This is a genomic window from Streptomyces sp. NBC_01431 (genome assembly GCF_036231355.1).
In the GTDB taxonomy this organism is placed as follows: domain Bacteria; phylum Actinomycetota; class Actinomycetes; order Streptomycetales; family Streptomycetaceae; genus Streptomyces.
The window spans coordinates 1-13920 of record NZ_CP109496.1; the positions used below are offsets into that span (position 1 = coordinate 1).

At 66.7% G+C, this 13920-nt stretch carries 17 protein-coding genes and 3 pseudogenes; 12 read left to right on the forward strand and 8 right to left on the reverse strand.

Annotated features, from left to right (window positions below; genetic code table 11):
* Nucleotides 1-502: 502 nt before the first annotated feature.
* The 3 genes from OG522_RS00005 to OG522_RS00015 all read left to right on the forward strand — a co-directional run bounded on the left by OG522_RS00005 (nucleotide 503) and on the right by OG522_RS00015 (nucleotide 2718).
* Entirely contained in the window at nucleotides 503-652 is a 150-nt protein-coding gene (locus OG522_RS00005) for a hypothetical protein (protein ID WP_329460835.1), read from the forward strand.
* Between the two features lie 753 nt (nucleotides 653-1405).
* A complete protein-coding gene (locus OG522_RS00010; RefSeq protein WP_329460836.1) occupies nucleotides 1406-1831 on the forward strand; it encodes a VOC family protein in 426 nt (141 codons plus the stop codon).
* Nucleotides 1832-1989: 158 nt separating this feature from the next.
* Nucleotides 1990-2718 (forward strand): helicase associated domain-containing protein, encoded by a 729-nt coding sequence (locus tag OG522_RS00015; RefSeq protein ID WP_329460837.1) that lies wholly within the window; start codon nucleotides 1990-1992, stop codon nucleotides 2716-2718.
* A gap of 267 nt (nucleotides 2719-2985) precedes the next feature.
* On the opposite strand, the gene OG522_RS00020 is transcribed toward OG522_RS00015, so the two are convergent.
* The gene (locus OG522_RS00020; RefSeq protein ID WP_329460838.1) at nucleotides 2986-3363 is read right to left on the reverse strand and encodes a hypothetical protein; all 378 of its coding nucleotides are present in this window, start codon (nucleotides 3361-3363) and stop codon (nucleotides 2986-2988) included.
* Between the two features lie 235 nt (nucleotides 3364-3598).
* Between OG522_RS00020 and OG522_RS00025 the strand changes: the two genes are divergently transcribed.
* The gene (locus OG522_RS00025) at nucleotides 3599-3781 is read left to right on the forward strand and encodes a hypothetical protein (protein ID WP_329460839.1); all 183 of its coding nucleotides are present in this window, start codon (nucleotides 3599-3601) and stop codon (nucleotides 3779-3781) included.
* A complete protein-coding gene (locus OG522_RS00030) occupies nucleotides 3778-4158 on the forward strand; it encodes a nuclear transport factor 2 family protein (protein ID WP_329460840.1) in 381 nt (126 codons plus the stop codon). The genes OG522_RS00025 and OG522_RS00030 overlap by 4 nt, the downstream gene beginning before the upstream one ends.
* On the opposite strand, the gene OG522_RS00035 is transcribed toward OG522_RS00030, so the two are convergent.
* Together OG522_RS00035 and OG522_RS00040 are read right to left on the reverse strand one after the other, a co-directional pair.
* Nucleotides 4113-4400, reverse strand: a complete 288-nt coding sequence (locus OG522_RS00035) for a hypothetical protein (RefSeq protein ID WP_329460841.1) — start codon at nucleotides 4398-4400, stop codon at nucleotides 4113-4115. The two genes, OG522_RS00030 and OG522_RS00035, sit on opposite strands and share 46 nt — an antisense overlap.
* A gap of 270 nt (nucleotides 4401-4670) precedes the next feature.
* Nucleotides 4671-5150, reverse strand: coding sequence for a hypothetical protein (locus OG522_RS00040; RefSeq protein ID WP_329460842.1), 480 nt, complete (start codon nucleotides 5148-5150; stop codon nucleotides 4671-4673).
* Nucleotides 5151-5297: 147 nt separating this feature from the next.
* Between OG522_RS00040 and OG522_RS00045 the strand changes: the two genes are divergently transcribed.
* From OG522_RS00045 to OG522_RS00060, 4 genes and pseudogenes are all read left to right on the forward strand, one after another.
* Nucleotides 5298-6167, forward strand: a complete 870-nt coding sequence (locus tag OG522_RS00045; RefSeq protein ID WP_329460843.1) for a hypothetical protein — start codon at nucleotides 5298-5300, stop codon at nucleotides 6165-6167.
* A pseudogene (locus tag OG522_RS00050) lies at nucleotides 6164-6301 on the forward strand (DEAD/DEAH box helicase family protein); the annotation flags it as partial. The gene OG522_RS00045 and the pseudogene OG522_RS00050, both read left to right, overlap by 4 nt.
* Before the next feature lie 24 nt (nucleotides 6302-6325).
* A pseudogene (locus tag OG522_RS00055) lies at nucleotides 6326-6406 on the forward strand (transposase); the annotation flags it as partial.
* Between the two features lie 27 nt (nucleotides 6407-6433).
* Entirely contained in the window at nucleotides 6434-7216 is a 783-nt protein-coding gene (locus OG522_RS00060; protein WP_329467418.1) for a class I SAM-dependent methyltransferase, read from the forward strand.
* Nucleotides 7217-7496: 280 nt separating this feature from the next.
* On the opposite strand, the gene OG522_RS00065 is transcribed toward OG522_RS00060, so the two are convergent.
* The 5 genes from OG522_RS00065 to OG522_RS00085 form a co-directional block, all read right to left on the reverse strand.
* A complete protein-coding gene (locus tag OG522_RS00065) occupies nucleotides 7497-7739 on the reverse strand; it encodes a hypothetical protein (RefSeq protein ID WP_443074810.1) in 243 nt (80 codons plus the stop codon).
* A gap of 112 nt (nucleotides 7740-7851) precedes the next feature.
* Nucleotides 7852-8946, reverse strand: a complete 1095-nt coding sequence (locus OG522_RS00070) for an IS630 family transposase (RefSeq protein WP_329460845.1) — start codon at nucleotides 8944-8946, stop codon at nucleotides 7852-7854.
* Nucleotides 8947-9025: 79 nt separating this feature from the next.
* A complete protein-coding gene (locus OG522_RS00075) occupies nucleotides 9026-9874 on the reverse strand; it encodes a hypothetical protein (RefSeq protein WP_329460846.1) in 849 nt (282 codons plus the stop codon).
* A 191-nt stretch (nucleotides 9875-10065) separates the two neighbouring features.
* Nucleotides 10066-10629 carry an AAA family ATPase gene (locus OG522_RS00080; protein WP_329460847.1) on the reverse strand — a complete coding sequence of 188 codons (564 nt, stop codon included), beginning with the start codon at nucleotides 10627-10629 and terminating at the stop codon, nucleotides 10066-10068.
* Nucleotides 10622-11425: a DUF6042 family protein gene (locus OG522_RS00085; RefSeq protein WP_329460848.1), complete on the reverse strand. Its 804-nt coding sequence runs from the start codon at nucleotides 11423-11425 to the stop codon at nucleotides 10622-10624. The genes OG522_RS00080 and OG522_RS00085 overlap by 8 nt, the downstream gene beginning before the upstream one ends.
* 108 nt (nucleotides 11426-11533) lie before the next feature.
* On the opposite strand from OG522_RS00085, the pseudogene OG522_RS00090 reads away from it, so the two are divergent.
* The 3 genes and pseudogenes from OG522_RS00090 to istB all read left to right on the forward strand — a co-directional run.
* Nucleotides 11534-11763, forward strand: a pseudogene (locus tag OG522_RS00090) (transposase); the annotation flags it as partial.
* 76 nt (nucleotides 11764-11839) lie between these two features.
* Complete coding sequence (istA, locus tag OG522_RS00095; protein WP_329460849.1) at nucleotides 11840-13090, forward strand: IS21 family transposase; 1251 nt, start codon at nucleotides 11840-11842, stop codon at nucleotides 13088-13090.
* Nucleotides 13090-13896, forward strand: coding sequence for an IS21-like element helper ATPase IstB (gene istB, locus OG522_RS00100; protein ID WP_329460850.1), 807 nt, complete (start codon nucleotides 13090-13092; stop codon nucleotides 13894-13896). The genes istA and istB overlap by 1 nt, the downstream gene beginning before the upstream one ends.
* Nucleotides 13897-13920 lie beyond the last annotated feature (24 nt).

Below are 13920 nucleotides of genomic sequence, written 5' to 3' on the forward strand. Positions count from 1 at the left end.
AGCGCTGCGCGCTGAGCAGAGAACCGACCCGCTCCGCGGGTCGTTCACCAGCACGCTGCGCTCCCTGGTGAACTGCATTGCTGCGCACGCAGTTGCCTCGCTTTGCTCGGCTGCCCCCTTCGGGGGCTGAAGTCCTGCGCTTCGCTTAGGACTTGGCCTCGCGTTGCTCGGCCTAGCGGACTCGCTGCGCTCCCCCGCTGGCTTTCCGGCTCCGCCTCCAAGCCCCTGGCCCGCTCCGCGGGCCTGTCTGGCTAGAAGGGGCGGGGGTCTGTCTCGGGGCTGGCCAGGAGCATGGCTTGGCACGGCCGAAGCGTTCACTGTGATGTACCCACCCCACGGGGCACATTGCTACCCAACTCTGAAAGCGCCTCAGATGGAGCATCTCTCCTCTCCCCGCCCGGGTGACCGGCGTGTTCATCCTCACCACTGGATAGCCGTGCGGCAACCTAGACCAACTGCCGAACCAACCTCGACCACCTCCACATCAAAAGAGGAACCCCACATGCGCCATACCGCTGTAATCCTCCTCGGAACCCTCTGCATCTTCGGACTCACAACCACCACCGCATCCGCTGACGACACCCCCAACCCCGTCGTCGGCATCGTCGGCGAAGTCGTCAGCGGCGTCGTCAAGATCGCCGGCCTCCGCTGACACCTTGACACCCTCAACAAGGCGTACCGGTTCGTACTGTGAACGTCTCTGCTGGTTCCATCCTATTTGATGCAGCATGTAGGTCCTTCGGATCGCGAGGAGCGCCGCAGGCACGAACAGCGGTATCGACGACGACCAGCGAAACTGCACGCTGCCCAACCAACCTGCGCAATCAGGCCCAAGGTAGGAACCTCCGCAGGCCAGGCCACTGCGAGGCCCGGACTCTGCGCAGATCCAGTGACTCCCACAGTCGCCGACCCGCTCAACCACACTGCACAACACCAGGTCAAAAGCATGACGACACCGCAGCTTCACCGACCGGCGACAGGAACCCGAACCACCGTCCCGCAGAAAGGCCATGACGACCACTCAGGCCCCCTCGCAGGCACGCCATGCCTCGCATCCACCACGGCCGCACAGACCCACCACAGCCGCGCGGACACCCCCTGGCCGCGCAATCCAACACCACACAACCCGATCCCCGCCGCACCCGCAGACCAAGCCCCCACCCTCCCTTTTTTGATCATTGGGCGCAGGGTCAGAACTCACGAAACTGAGACAGCATCACCCCAGCTGCGATAAACGCCCAGGACAGCGATCCCACACCGATCTCTCACGTGCATGACAGTGCCCCCACACCCCGAAACAGCCCCCGACCAGCATCAACACACCAAAACCCACTGTCTCTCACACCACTGTCCCGAAACCGAGAGATCGCAGTCCTCGCCTTTCCCTGAGAGAAGGAAACCACTGATGGAATTCGCCACACCGGGTATGCGGCTGGCGTCCGTGGTACTGAACGTCTTCGATCTCGAGCAGTCGACCGGCTTCTACCAGGACGTTCTCGGTCTCCGGGTCAGGCTCACCACGTCCACCGCCGCGCTGCTGGTCGGTCTGGACGGCTCGCAGCTGTACCTGCGTTCACTGAGCCCGAGGGCCGACCACACCACGTCGGGCATCGGCCTGCATGCCGCGATCTGGACGGCTCCCAGCGCGAAGGAGCTGCTGCGCTGTGAGCAGGTCCTCAAGGCGCGGGGTGCGCATGTCGCCACCGAGACGGTCGAGGGGTTTGTCCGGGTCGAGGGCAGCGACCCCAACGGCGTGCCGGTGGTGGTCACCCACCCCGGCCCTGACGAGGCCGAGATCTCGGAAATCATCAGCCGCGTCTACAGCTGGTAGCGGCGCTTGCAGGCCCCGGCCACGGCGGGCGGGGCGCGGCCCGGGCGACCGCGGGGTTCGGTGGTCAGCTCGGCCGCCGTCGGCGCCGCGGGGGCTGCCCTTGGCGACGGTCAGCGGAACGCCGTGGTGCCGGATCCCGAGTTCCCTCCCCCAGCAGGGTGTACACCGCCGACGCGGGCTTCACGGAGAACTTGGCAGCCGCGCGCGCGTACTTGGCTGAGGCGGGCACGCTGGCCGTGCCCCGCCACGCCACCGCGCTCGACAAGCCGGTCGGGCAGTGGCTCACCAACTGCCGGCGCCCCGACGGACTCGGCAAGGACCCCAAGCGCGCCAAGGTCCGCGCCGAGCAACTCGCCGCGGTCGACCCGGAATGGAACCCCGCCCAGCTCGGGTGGACAGTCGATTGGCAGCGCCACCACGTCGGCCTCCAGGCCCTGCTGAACGCGGGGGCGCACGTGGCAGAGATCGTGCCCGGGGTGACCTGGCGCGGCGACGACATTGGACGCTGGCTCACCCGCCAACGGCGCGACTGGCACCGCCTCAACGCCGAGCAGCAGACCCGACTCGGCGCGCTCGGCATCGAGGCGGCCCCCGCCCCGACCCTCAAAACGACATCGACGTCGAACGGCTCGAAGAGCGGAACCGCGGCGGCCGGAGCTGCGCGGGGCGCCGCGGGGTTCCGGCGCGGCCTGGCCGCACTCGCCCAGTACATCGACCGTGAGCAGCGCACCGTGATCCCGCGTCAGCACACCGAACCCGTCGTCATCGACGGCCAGGACCACAACGTACGACTCGGCGTATGGATCTCGAACCAGAAGAGCCGCCGCGACAAGCTGAACAGTGAACAGCTCGCCCAGCTCGCCGACCGCGGCATCGACTGGGCATAGGGCCGATAGAGTGACCCTGGTCCGGGGCGGGTGGCTGGCAACCCTGCCAGTGACGGAACGCTCGCTCCGGCCCGGACGCTCCGGCTAGCTAGTGGTCACCGCTACGTCGGCTACAACCGGCGCGACACGCGCGGTCCGAAACCATGAACGCCTCCTCGAACCAGGGACCCGGGGCGGGCAGATGAGCTGCTCCGCCCCAGTGCCCTTGGCCTCGTGCTCTATGCGCTGGGCACGTACAGGACAGGCACGGAAGTGCCTGCTGATGAATTATTCGCGCCAGAGCGGGAATTCGTTCTGGATATCTCTTTTTTCTGGATCAATTTTGGGAGGGATCCAGTTGAGGGAACGAGCATGGAGCAGGAGGGCCTCGGGGATCTCTGCTCCATAGCGTTCGACGTAGTACGGATAGTCCCCCGGCCAAACCCAGACGCCATCAGTCATGAGCTGAAGCGTCCCGATCAGTGGGCCGTCGGAGTCTACGTGATCTCGCACTGGCATGGTCGAAGCCATCATCACGTGCGCTCCCCTGAGGTATCGAAGTATTCCTTCCGTCTCACCGGTGAACCTACCCAAGGAGTCGTTTAGTCTCGGCTGTCCCTCTGCTCCGTGGGGTAGCTCTGCATAAAATCCGACAAGCTCAAGCACGCTAGCGCCTCCCGCCAGGAAGGAAGATGTTCCATCTCCCTGTGTTTGCAAAAGGACTGTCGAGCGGCCCTATTCTGAATGTGTAGTTGCTGAGGATGTGAAGGTAGTCACTGGGGGCCATAACCTACCGCCCCGCCGGAGACCGCCTCCAGGACTGGCTGAACACGACCCCCGCCGACACCCGCCTGCTCATCCTGGAATTCGGCGCCGGATTCAACACCCCCGGCGTCATCCGGTGGCCCGGAGAACACCTCACCCGCCGCTTCCCCACGCGCACCTCGTACGCGTCAACCCCACCCACCCGCAGCCCCCCGCCGACCTCGTCGACCGGGCCCTGCCGATCCCCGCCGACGCCGAGCACCTGCTCGACGCACTCGACGCGCCGCACCCGGCGCCCGACCCTACGGTGATCCCATGAGCGACCCCCAGCAGAACAAGGCCACCGCCAAGGCGTTCTACGACCTGATGTTCAACGAGTGCCGACCCGCCGAGGCGATCGACCGCTACGCCGGCGACACCTACATCCAGCACAACCCGCACGTCGCCGACGGCAAGCAGGCTTTCATCGACTACTTCGACCGCATGGCCGCCGAGTACCCCGGCAAACACGTCGAATACAAACGCGCCTTCGCCGAAGGCGACTACGTCATTCTGCACTGCCACCAGACCTGGCCTGCCGAGGAGTACGCAGGCATCGACATCTTCCGCTTCGACAGCAACGGCAAGATCGTCGAGCACTGGGACGTCCTTCAGGTCATCCCGGCCGCCTCCAAGAACGACAACACCATGTTCTGACCAGCCCCAGCCCTTCCTGCCACGGCGACAAGAAAAGCCACGGCCACGACAGACACCACGGCGCTGATCAGCGAGAACGCACCGTCGCTCGCGAAGTACCCGAGATGGTCGGCCTGCTCGGTGCAGGCCCGCTTCACCTTCGCCACGTCGTCGCCGGCCAGGACGTGCGGCGTGTCCCGGGCTTCCACCAGCACCTCGGCGTTCGTGCGCACGTCGGCCAGCCCGCGCGCCGTGTGTTCCACGAAGAACCCCGGCTACGAGATCGGGCGGGACCGGCTCGGGCATCGCGAAGCCCCTTTCATGCGGACGCCAACGCGCCGACCCCAACCACTGATCGCCACTGGCCGGACCAGAACCAGGCAACCGACTACGCCCACTCCAGCGCCGTGCTGACCACAGACGGAGCTCCGACGCCGGGCGCATCAGCCGTCGGCTCAGGTCCAGAGGCAGCCTTCACCACCCGGAGAGGGGTCAGGCGCGTCGTCGGTTCTGCGAGGGCAGGGCGGTGGCTGTCATGCGACAGCTGCCGAGCCAGTCGATCCGAAGACTTCGTCGAATGGGTGCGCTTGTCCTGTGTATATGAGGTGGAAGGCGCCGCTGCGGTGGCGTAAGGCGTGGGCGCTGTAGTGGAGGACTTCGGCCGGGGTGAGGACTTTCAGGTCTCCGAAGACGTAGTACAGCGGTGTCGGGGCGTGGGCCGCGGTGAAGAGGAGGCCGGCGTTGACGGTGTCGGTGCTGATGGCGTAGCGGTCGGTGTCGGTGCTGGGCATGCGGTCTTTTGCGTCGATGGTGACGAGGTCGCTGCCGCGGGCGGCGATGAGGTCGGGGAACTGGCGCAGGGCGGAGCGGGTTCGGCGCAGGGCCTCGCACACAGCGGGTGGGTAGGTGCCTTGTCCGCAGGGGTGGACGGTCCAGCCGCGTGCGCGCAGAGCGGCTGCCACCCGCCGTTCGTGCGCATCGCCGACCGCCTTGCGGTCCTGCCACTGCCTCACTGCGGTTCCCCCTCGAGTAAGTCCCGAAAGCCACGCCCGTGATACGAAGCATTCACTGTTCGTACTACCCATCCGGTAGCTATGATGCCCCTCATGGCGGCATACGTTGACCCACGCTTTCGTCCCACGCTATGGCCGGGAACGCCCGTGCCCGCGCCGGAGTTGCGGCCCGTCCCCGGGGCACGAGCCGACGGCGAGTGGATCGTCTGGGAGCCCCATCTGCGATCCGAGGGAGAGACCGTTCCGCTGCCCGAGGACTTCTACCTGCGTGAATTCATGGAGCTCGACCCCGCGGATCTCAACGCCGTGGCCGCCCTCATGCGCACCTACGGATCCCTGGGCGGCAGCATCGACAGCGGCAGCTGGGATGAGGAGGAGTACGAGCGACTGAAGGAGCTCACCGAGCGCGAACACCCGAGAAGCGGGACGTTCTGCCTTCACGGCGAACTGGCCACGCTGTACGTGACGCAGGCTCAGGCGGCCATCACTACCTGGCTGGCCCTGCGCCGCGAGGGCGGACTCGACACGCTCATCGAGCCGGAGGTGTGCGAGGAACAGCTGGCGCAGTGGCAGTCCGCGAACACGCATCGGGACGAGGCGTGGCCCCGCGATCTGGACCACATGCGCGAGATCGTCCTGGGAATGAGGATCAGCGACCTGGTGGACGAGCTGAACGCCGCGCTCAAGCCGTTCAGCATCGGCATCGGCGGCCTGCCGGACCGCTACCCCAGCATCCTTTCGATCGTCTTCCTCCAGCTGTACAACCACCTCGCCGAAGACGCCACCATCCGCGAGTGCGCGAATGAGACCTGCCGCCGGAACTTCGTACGCCAGCGCGGCCGCGCCGAGTACGGGCAAAACCGCACCAGCGGCATCAAGTACTGCACCCGCGAGTGCGCCCGTGCCCAGGCGCAGCGTGAACTCCGCCGGCGCCGCAAACAGCAGACTCTGCCGCTCCAGCAGCCAACCGATAACCCGAGTCCAGAGCCCGTCGGCCAGGCGGGAGACGAGCGATGATCAGCCTGCGAGAACACCAGGCGGAGGCCGTCTCGCGGATCCGCACGCGGGCGGGATTCCCCGTACGCGCGTCTGCTCCCGCCCAGGGGCTGCGGGCAACGGTGGTCTCCGCGACTGGCTCCGGAAAGACGATCACGGCCGCGGAGAACCGGGGCAAGCTGTGCTTCACCCCGACGTACGCGTCCTGGGCCAACCCGATCGAGGCCCACTTCGGACCATTGCGGCAGTTCACCATCGCCAGGCGGCAACGTACTACGGTGGGACACATGTCCGAGCTCTCCGTGCGGGATTTCTACGACGAGTTGGCCCACGAATACCACCTGATGTTCCGGGACTGGGACGCGAGCATGGCCTACCAGGCCGAGGTATTGGGCGGGCTCGTCCGCCAATCTCTCGGCGCGGGACCGCACAGCGTCCTGGACTGCTCGTGCGGGATCGGCACCCAGGCCATCGGGCTGGCCCTGGCCGGGCACCAGGTCATCGGCAGCGACCTGAGCCCGGTCGCCGCCGCGCGCGCCGCCGCCGAGGCGGCGGCCCGGGGCAGCCGGCTTCCGGCCGCTGCGGCTGACATGCGCCAACTGCCGTTCAAAGAGACGTCATTCGACGTCGTCCTCTGCGCGGACAACTCGCTCCCGCACCTGCTCTCCGGGCAAGATCTCCGGGCGGCGCTCCTCGGCATGAGACGGGTGCTCCGAGACGACGGACTGCTGGTGATCACTGTCCGGGCCTATGACGAGACGCGCCAGACCAGACCCACGGCGACACCTCCCCAGGTCTCGGAAACACGCGATGGCCAAGTGATCACCTTCCAGCTGTGGCACTGGCATGAAGACGGCGAGCGCTACGACCTGGAGCACTTCCAGCTCATCCCCGCGGAGAACACCTGGCATGTCCGAGTCCGCCGGAGCACCTACTGGGCGCTGACGACGCCGCAGCTGACAGAGTTCGTGGCTGAAGCCGGTTTTACCAACATCACCTGGCACAGTCCGACCTCCAGCGGGTACTACCAGCCCGTGCTCACCGCACAGCGCGCTCCCTCAGCGCAGTAGTCCAGATATCGGTTCCGCCCTGCCTGGCTTCCGTTCATCCATGGCAAACCGGTGAACGTTGCCGGTCACAGCACTAGCGATGCCGAAACGCCGGGGGCGCGCAGTCGTTGGCCAGCCTGAACCCAACCGGGCCCCGGGGATGTCATGGCTGATCCCCCGGGCCCCGTGGTGTGTCCGACGCTCAATCAGTTCTGCGTGCCGTCCGGGTTGGTGAGCCAGGTCCCGAAGCACGGTGCCGGGCGCTGGAGGCGCCGGGCCGGTGTCGTGAAGCGTCTCCTGGTCAGACGGGATCGGTGAACGAAATCGGCTTGCCGGTGGCGTGGGCATAATCCACTTCCCTGCTCGTGGACTCGCCGATGTACCCACCAGGGTTGACGACCAGAACCCGGTCTGCCAGGTCGATCTTGCGCAGGTGAAGGGCGGCCAGCGCCTTCTTCTGCTCGTCGGCGATCAACCCGTCTGCTTCGCCCGGCGCGACAACAATGGCCCCGGCGAAGGTCAGATCACGATTCACCGCCCGCATCTCATCCACGAACCGGGCAGAGCCACAGATGCAGACGATTTCAGGTCGGTCAGGCACAGCTCAGCCTTTCGCTCGAACGGGACAGCACTAGTGTCTCGTGATCCCGTTTGTGTCACTTGGAGTTGTTTGCGACGAGCTTCTTGATGCTGGTCTGGACGAGTCGGACCTTCGTGAGGATCTCGTCGGTGGTTGCGGTCCAAGTAAAGGGTTTGGCCTCGGAGTTCCAGGAGTCGATGTAGTCGCGGATCTGCTTGATCAGGACGTTCACGCTGGAGAATGTGCCGCGGCGGATCGACTGGCGGGTCAGGATTCCGAACCAGGTCTCGATCTGGTTGATCCAGGAAGAGCCGACGGGGGTGAAGTGGAAGTGGACGTGCTGATTGTTGGTCAGCCATGCCTTCACCTCCGGCGTGGTGTGCGTGGAGAGGTTGTCCAGGACGACATGAATCTCCTTGTCCGCATGCGGTTTCACCACCTTCTTGAGGAAGGCCAGGAAGTTCACGGCGTTCCGGCTCGGCCTGCACTCGCCGGTCACTTCGCCCGTGGCGACGTTGAGTGCGGCGAACAGGTTCGTGGTGCCGTGCCGGACATAGTCGTGGGTGCGCTTCTCGGTGGCTGCGAAGGTCACCGGCAGCACCGGCTGGGTCCGGTCCAGCGCCTGGATCTGCGTCTTCTCATCCACCGAGAGCACCACCGCGCCACCGGGCGGAGCCAGGTAGAGGCCGACGACATCAGCGACCTTGTCCGCGAACGCGGGATCCTTCGAAATCTTGAAGGTGCCCTTGCGATGCGGTTTGAGGTTCTCCTCGCGCCAGACCTTTGCGATGTAGTGCCAGGACACGGTGACGTTCTCGGTCCGCTTCAGATACTTCGCCAACTCCCGCGTCGACCAATGCGAAAGACCGGTGCCGACCGGCGGCGTCATGCGCGTCAATGCGATCACCCGCGCCCGGACCCGCGTCGGCACCTGCTCGCGCGCCCCGCCCGGACAGTCGCCCTCCAGCCCGGCGAGCCCGCGCTCGGCGTAACGGGTCCTCCAGCGGTCCACGGTCGGCAATGACACCCCGAGCAGTTCGGCAATGTCCTTGCGCCGGCGCCCCTCACCGGACCACAGCACGATCCGGGCCCGGGTGGCCACATCGGCGGGCACGTCCCGACTGTTCGCCAACTCCCGCAACTCGGCGGCCTGTTCCACGGAAAGCTCCATGCCGGGAGCAACGAGTCACACAAGATCAAGTAATGCCGACGGAATCACGAGACACTAGGGGCGCCGGACAGGAACGGCGTCAGTACAAGGCGATGGCGTTGAGGACGATGGCCGGGCCGGAGATGTATGCCTGGGCGTCATCGTCGGGAACGTTCAGGCCGAGCCTGTTGAGTTGCCGGGTGACCTCTCGGAGATCGTCTTCGATCTGCGTCATCATGATGCGGCGCATCATGAACTCCCAGCCGTGCAGCAGCCATTCGTCGGTGACCCTGTACTCATCCTGCGGAATGAGTCGGTAGACGCTGCCGAGGATGCGCATGTCTCCTTCGAGGCGATCAGCTGATGCTTGGTCAATGAAGTAGCCAGGACGGATGTTGACGTACACCTTGTGCGGCAGAGAGCTGTCCGTGATCTCCAGGAGCATGGGCAGGGGTAGCAGCTCGTTGTGCAGGTACACCTGCTGGATCGCCTGTGCGACGTCGGCGTCGTTCACGTCGAGGTTGGCGAGCTCGCTGAGATCGTCGATGTTGCGTTCCTGCATCAGGCGCCGGAAGACGAAGAACAGCTTGCTCATCACGCTTGCTGCCGTGATGCGCGCGGTGCCCTCGATCTCGACCAGGGCATCTTTGGTAAGAGCCGACTCTCCGGCGGGGTTCACGCTGACCGCCTTGTCGCGAATCAGACCGTCGATCACCTTGGAGACAGTCGCCTTCTCTCGCGGAGCCAAGCTGTAGGTCGACTGGAACTGCACATCGGTTCCTGCGGATCCGTTCAGAGCGAGGGGGCCAATGCCCGCCTTGCCACCCCCGGACCGTTTCCTTGCGGTCGTCTCCACGATGTCCTGTGCCACTGGGACGTCGACGTTGTGGTACTCCGCCTGGGAGAGCAGCGTCTCAAGATCGAGAAAACTCGGGTGCCTTAAAGCCATCGCACCAGTCTTCCAGTGGGCACTGACAACAGGGCTCCCGAGCGACGATCTGGCCCGGTGCTGCGTATTGCCCCGATTCCCGAACGCCTCGCCCGAGACAGCTCCGCGGGAGCGGGCCCAGCGGAGCATCGTGCCTCCGCCGGGCGCCTACGCCCCCCAGGCGACCACCCCGCTATACGCAGAGTTGCGCCCTAGCGGTCGATCGGAAGCACACCGTCCAGACCGCTCTCGCGCAGAATGCGCTGGACGGTGTCGTCGAGGGTGCTGTCAGTGGCGATGACGGTCTCCATGCCACCAGCCAGCAGATCCCTTTCCCGGTACCAGTCGCTGAGGTGATCGGGCGTGACCTGTTGGAGGTATTCGGCGTCGGCTTTCGTCGCGTGCCGTCGCACCGTCTCCGCGTACGGCACATCGAGGTAGTAGCAGCACGAGACGCCACAGTGAGCGCGCACCAGGTCCTGGAGCATCGTGCCGTAGCGGTCGGCGTACAGGATGCCCTCGACGACGACGTGGAAGCCGTTGTCGAGGGCGTAGCGGGCGGTGAGGTCGATCAGGCCGATGTTGGCGCCGCCGGGCCGGTCGCGTTCGCGCAGCACGATCCGGCGGAGGTTGTCCTGGGCGACGATGGCGAGGTTGCGGCCGAACTTTTCGCGCAGGCCGGCCGCGACGGATGACTTGCCCGAGGCGCTGTTGCCTCGGAGCACGATCAGGCGCGTGTCGCTGGTCCCCACGGTGCCGTGCGCGGCCTCAGTCACCGCGGCTGACCTGGATGCGGTTCTTGTGGAAGTGCTCCCAGTCCATGACCAGGCGGAAGCGGCGGTGGGCCTCCAGGCGCTCCGCGTCAGTGGGTTCTTCGCCGCGCTGGAGGCGGGCGTCGCCGGATTTCACGAGTTCCGCGAGAGCGAGCCGGACATCGTCGACATCCCGGTCGGTCGCGGCCGCGAGACGGTCCAGGGAGGTGAGGGTCTCTGCCGGTTCACCCAGATCGTCGACCAGGTGGTCGACGAGGGTGTCGAGGAGCGGGCCGGTGCGCATCGTCCAGCGGATCTGGTCGAGGCGCTTGGTGAGTTCGGGGTCCAGGGGCAGCAGGTCGCCGGGCAGCGGCAGCGCGGCGGGCATGGACCATCGGGTGCCGTCCGGTGTCTCTTCGCGGCGGGCCAGGCCCCACGTCAGGTAGAGCTCGGACAGGTCCCGCACGGTGGTGGGCACCGGGTATCCGGCTGTCGTCAGCATGGCGCTGAACTGCTTCCAGCGGGCCGCCTCGCAGGCCTCGGGGCCCTCTGGCGCTGCCTCGTAGTCCCACTCTTCGTCGGGCCAGGAGAAGGTGAGGGGACTGTCGAGGTTGCCGCCGATCAAGTCCCAGTGCCCGTCGAAGAACTCGTGCACCAGGTCGTCCAGGGAGCCAGTGAAACCGGGCTGGCACGCCGTCCCGATCAGCATGGTCAGCGCAAGACCTTGGCGGGGCAGGACCTGCTCCCAGCCTGCGGGCCACCAGTCGTTGTGCATCGCCAGGTCCCGGCGCGATCCGGGCACAGACGCGTTCTCAGTCATCCGCAGCTCTTCCTCGAAAACACCTCGGTGCCCGCAGCGTACGCAGCCTGGTGAGCCCTCACGAACGTCCCACCCATGCCTGGTGGTCGGGGGCGGCATGCAGCTGCTCGCGGAGGCGGCCGCGGAACCAACGGCCTGCTGCGGCAGTACTTCCCGAGGGCACCGACCTGTCCGTGCACAGCGCCGAAGACCTCGAACACGTCGCCCAGCCCCTCAACGGCCGACCACGCAAAACGCTCGGCTGGAGAACCCCAGCCGAGCGCCTGCGTGATCTACTGACGGCCACGAAGGCCACCAGGTGTTGCGAGGACCCCGAGAATCCTGTCGGCGACGGCTGAAAAATGGACCAGTGTGGACGCTTGAAAGTTGACCCCCTCCAGGGGTCTGGCTCGTTGAGTCAGGCCGGGAGGAGTGGTGATCAGCGTGGAGGACTGGGCGGAGATCCGCCGGCTTCACCGGGCCGAGCAGATGCCGGTTCGGGCGATCGCGAGGAAGCTGGGGATCGCGAGGAACACCGTTCGCAGAGCGATCGCGGACGACGCGCCGCCGAAGTATCAGCGGGCGCCGAGGGGTTCGATCGTGGACGCGGTCGAGCCGCAGATCCGTGAACTGCTCGAGCAGTGGCCGGAGATGCCGGCGACGGTGATCGCTGAGCGGATCGGCTGGGACCGGGGCCTGACGGTGCTCAAGGACCGGGTCCGGGACCTGCGGCCGGCCTATCGGCCTGCGGATCCGGCTTCGCGGACGGTCTATGAGCCGGGCGAGATCGGCCAGTGTGACCTGTGGTTCCCGCCGGCAGACATTCCGCTCGGCTTCGGCCAGGTCGGGCGGCCGCCGGTGCTGGTCATGGTCGCGGGCTACTCGCGGTGGATCACCGCCCGGATGCTGCCCTCGAGGTCTGCGGCCGACCTGATCGCCGGGCACTGGCGGCTGCTGACCGAGCTGGGCGCCGTCCCTAGGGTGCTGGTCTGGGACAACGAGGGAGCCGTCGGCTCCTGGCGGTCCGGCGGTCCTCAACTGACCGACGATTTCGCTGCGTTCGCCGGACTGCTGGGCGTCAAGTTCCTGCTCTGCAAGCCCCGGGACCCAGAAGCTAAGGGCCTGGTCGAGCGGGCCAACGGCTATCTGGAGACGTCGTTCCTGCCCGGGCGGGTGTTCGCCTCGCCGGCCGACTTCAACATCCAGCTGGCCGACTGGCTGACCAGGGCGAACCGGCGCATCCACCGCACCTTGCAGGCCCGCCCGGCGGACCGGCTGGAAGCGGACCGCTCGCGGATGCTGGCCTTGCCGCCGATCGCCCCGCCGGGCTGGTGGAAGGCATCGCTGCGGCTGCCGAGAGACCACTACGTCCGCCTCGACACCTGCGACTACTCGGTGCATCCGCTGGCCATCGGCCGCCGCGTCGAGGTCGCCGCCGACCTGGACCAGGTCCTGGTGACCTGCGACGGCGTCGAGGTCGCCCGCCATGCCCGCAGCTGGGCTCGCCACCAGACCATCACCGACCCGGACCACGCGGCCGCTGCCGCGGCCGCCCGCAAGGCGGCCGCCGGCACGAAACCGGCGCCGGCGGATGTGACGGAGGTTGAGGAGCGGTCGCTGGACACCTACGACCGGATCTTCGGCGTCATCGACGGCGGACTGAGCACGGGCGAAGGGGCAGCATGATGAGCACGAAGAACAGCACTAACCAGGCCAGGACCAGCCGTGACGTCGGCTCCGAACTGATCTATCTGACCAAGGCGTTGAAGGCCCCGGCCTTGCGGGATGCTGCCGCCCGGCTCGCCGAGCGGGCCCGCGACGAAGGCTGGAGCCACGAGGAGTATCTGGCCGCATGCCTGCAGAGGGAGGTCGCCGCCCGCGACTCCCACAGCGCCGAGGGACGCATCCGGGCGGCTCGTTTCCCCTCTCGCAAGTCGCTGGAGGACTTCGATTTCGATCACCAGCGGTCCGTGAAACGCGAGGTCATCGCCCATCTGGGGACGCTGGACTTCGTCGCCGGAAAGGAGAATGTGATCTTCCTGGGGCCGCCCGGCACTGGCAAGACCCACCTCGCCACCGGGCTCGGCATCCGGGCCTGCCAGGCCGGCCACCGGGTCGCGTTCGGCACCGCCGCCCAGTGGGTCACCCGCCTTGCCGAGGCCCACCAGGCAGGGCGTCTGAGCGATGAGTTGATCCGGCTGGGACGGATTCCGCTGATCGTGGTCGACGAGGTCGGTTACATCCCCTTCGAGCCCGAGGCTGCGAACCTGTTCTTCCAGTTCATCTCAGGCCGCTACGAACGCGCCTCGGTGATCGTCACCAGCAACAAGCCCTTCGGACGCTGGGGCGAGGTCTTCGGCGACGACACCGTCGCCGCCGCGATGATCGACCGCCTCGTCCACCATGCCGAGGTCATCTCGCTGAAGGGCGACAGCTACCGCATGCGCGGCCGCGACCTCGGACGGGTTCCCGCCGCCAACACCGGGGAATGACCAACATCAACTGACGCAGTGGGG

Excerpts from the sequence above, each read along its gene's own strand:
- OG522_RS00085 (WP_329460848.1), bottom strand. The coding sequence starts at position 11,425 with ATGACTGAGAACGCGTCTGTGCCCGGATCGCGCCGGGACCTGGCGATG.
- OG522_RS00010 (WP_329460836.1), top strand. The coding sequence starts at position 1,406 with ATGGAATTCGCCACACCGGGTATGCGGCTGGCGTCCGTGGTACTGAAC.
- OG522_RS00060 (WP_329467418.1), top strand. The coding sequence starts at position 6,434 with ATGTCCGAGCTCTCCGTGCGGGATTTCTACGACGAGTTGGCCCACGAA.
- OG522_RS00005 (WP_329460835.1), top strand. The coding sequence starts at position 503 with ATGCGCCATACCGCTGTAATCCTCCTCGGAACCCTCTGCATCTTCGGA.
- OG522_RS00030 (WP_329460840.1), top strand. The coding sequence starts at position 3,778 with ATGAGCGACCCCCAGCAGAACAAGGCCACCGCCAAGGCGTTCTACGAC.
- OG522_RS00075 (WP_329460846.1), bottom strand. The coding sequence starts at position 9,874 with ATGGCTTTAAGGCACCCGAGTTTTCTCGATCTTGAGACGCTGCTCTCC.
- OG522_RS00070 (WP_329460845.1), bottom strand. The coding sequence starts at position 8,946 with ATGGAGCTTTCCGTGGAACAGGCCGCCGAGTTGCGGGAGTTGGCGAAC.
- istB (WP_329460850.1), top strand. The coding sequence starts at position 13,090 with ATGAGCACGAAGAACAGCACTAACCAGGCCAGGACCAGCCGTGACGTC.
- OG522_RS00065 (WP_443074810.1), bottom strand. The coding sequence starts at position 7,739 with ATGCGGGCGGTGAATCGTGATCTGACCTTCGCCGGGGCCATTGTTGTC.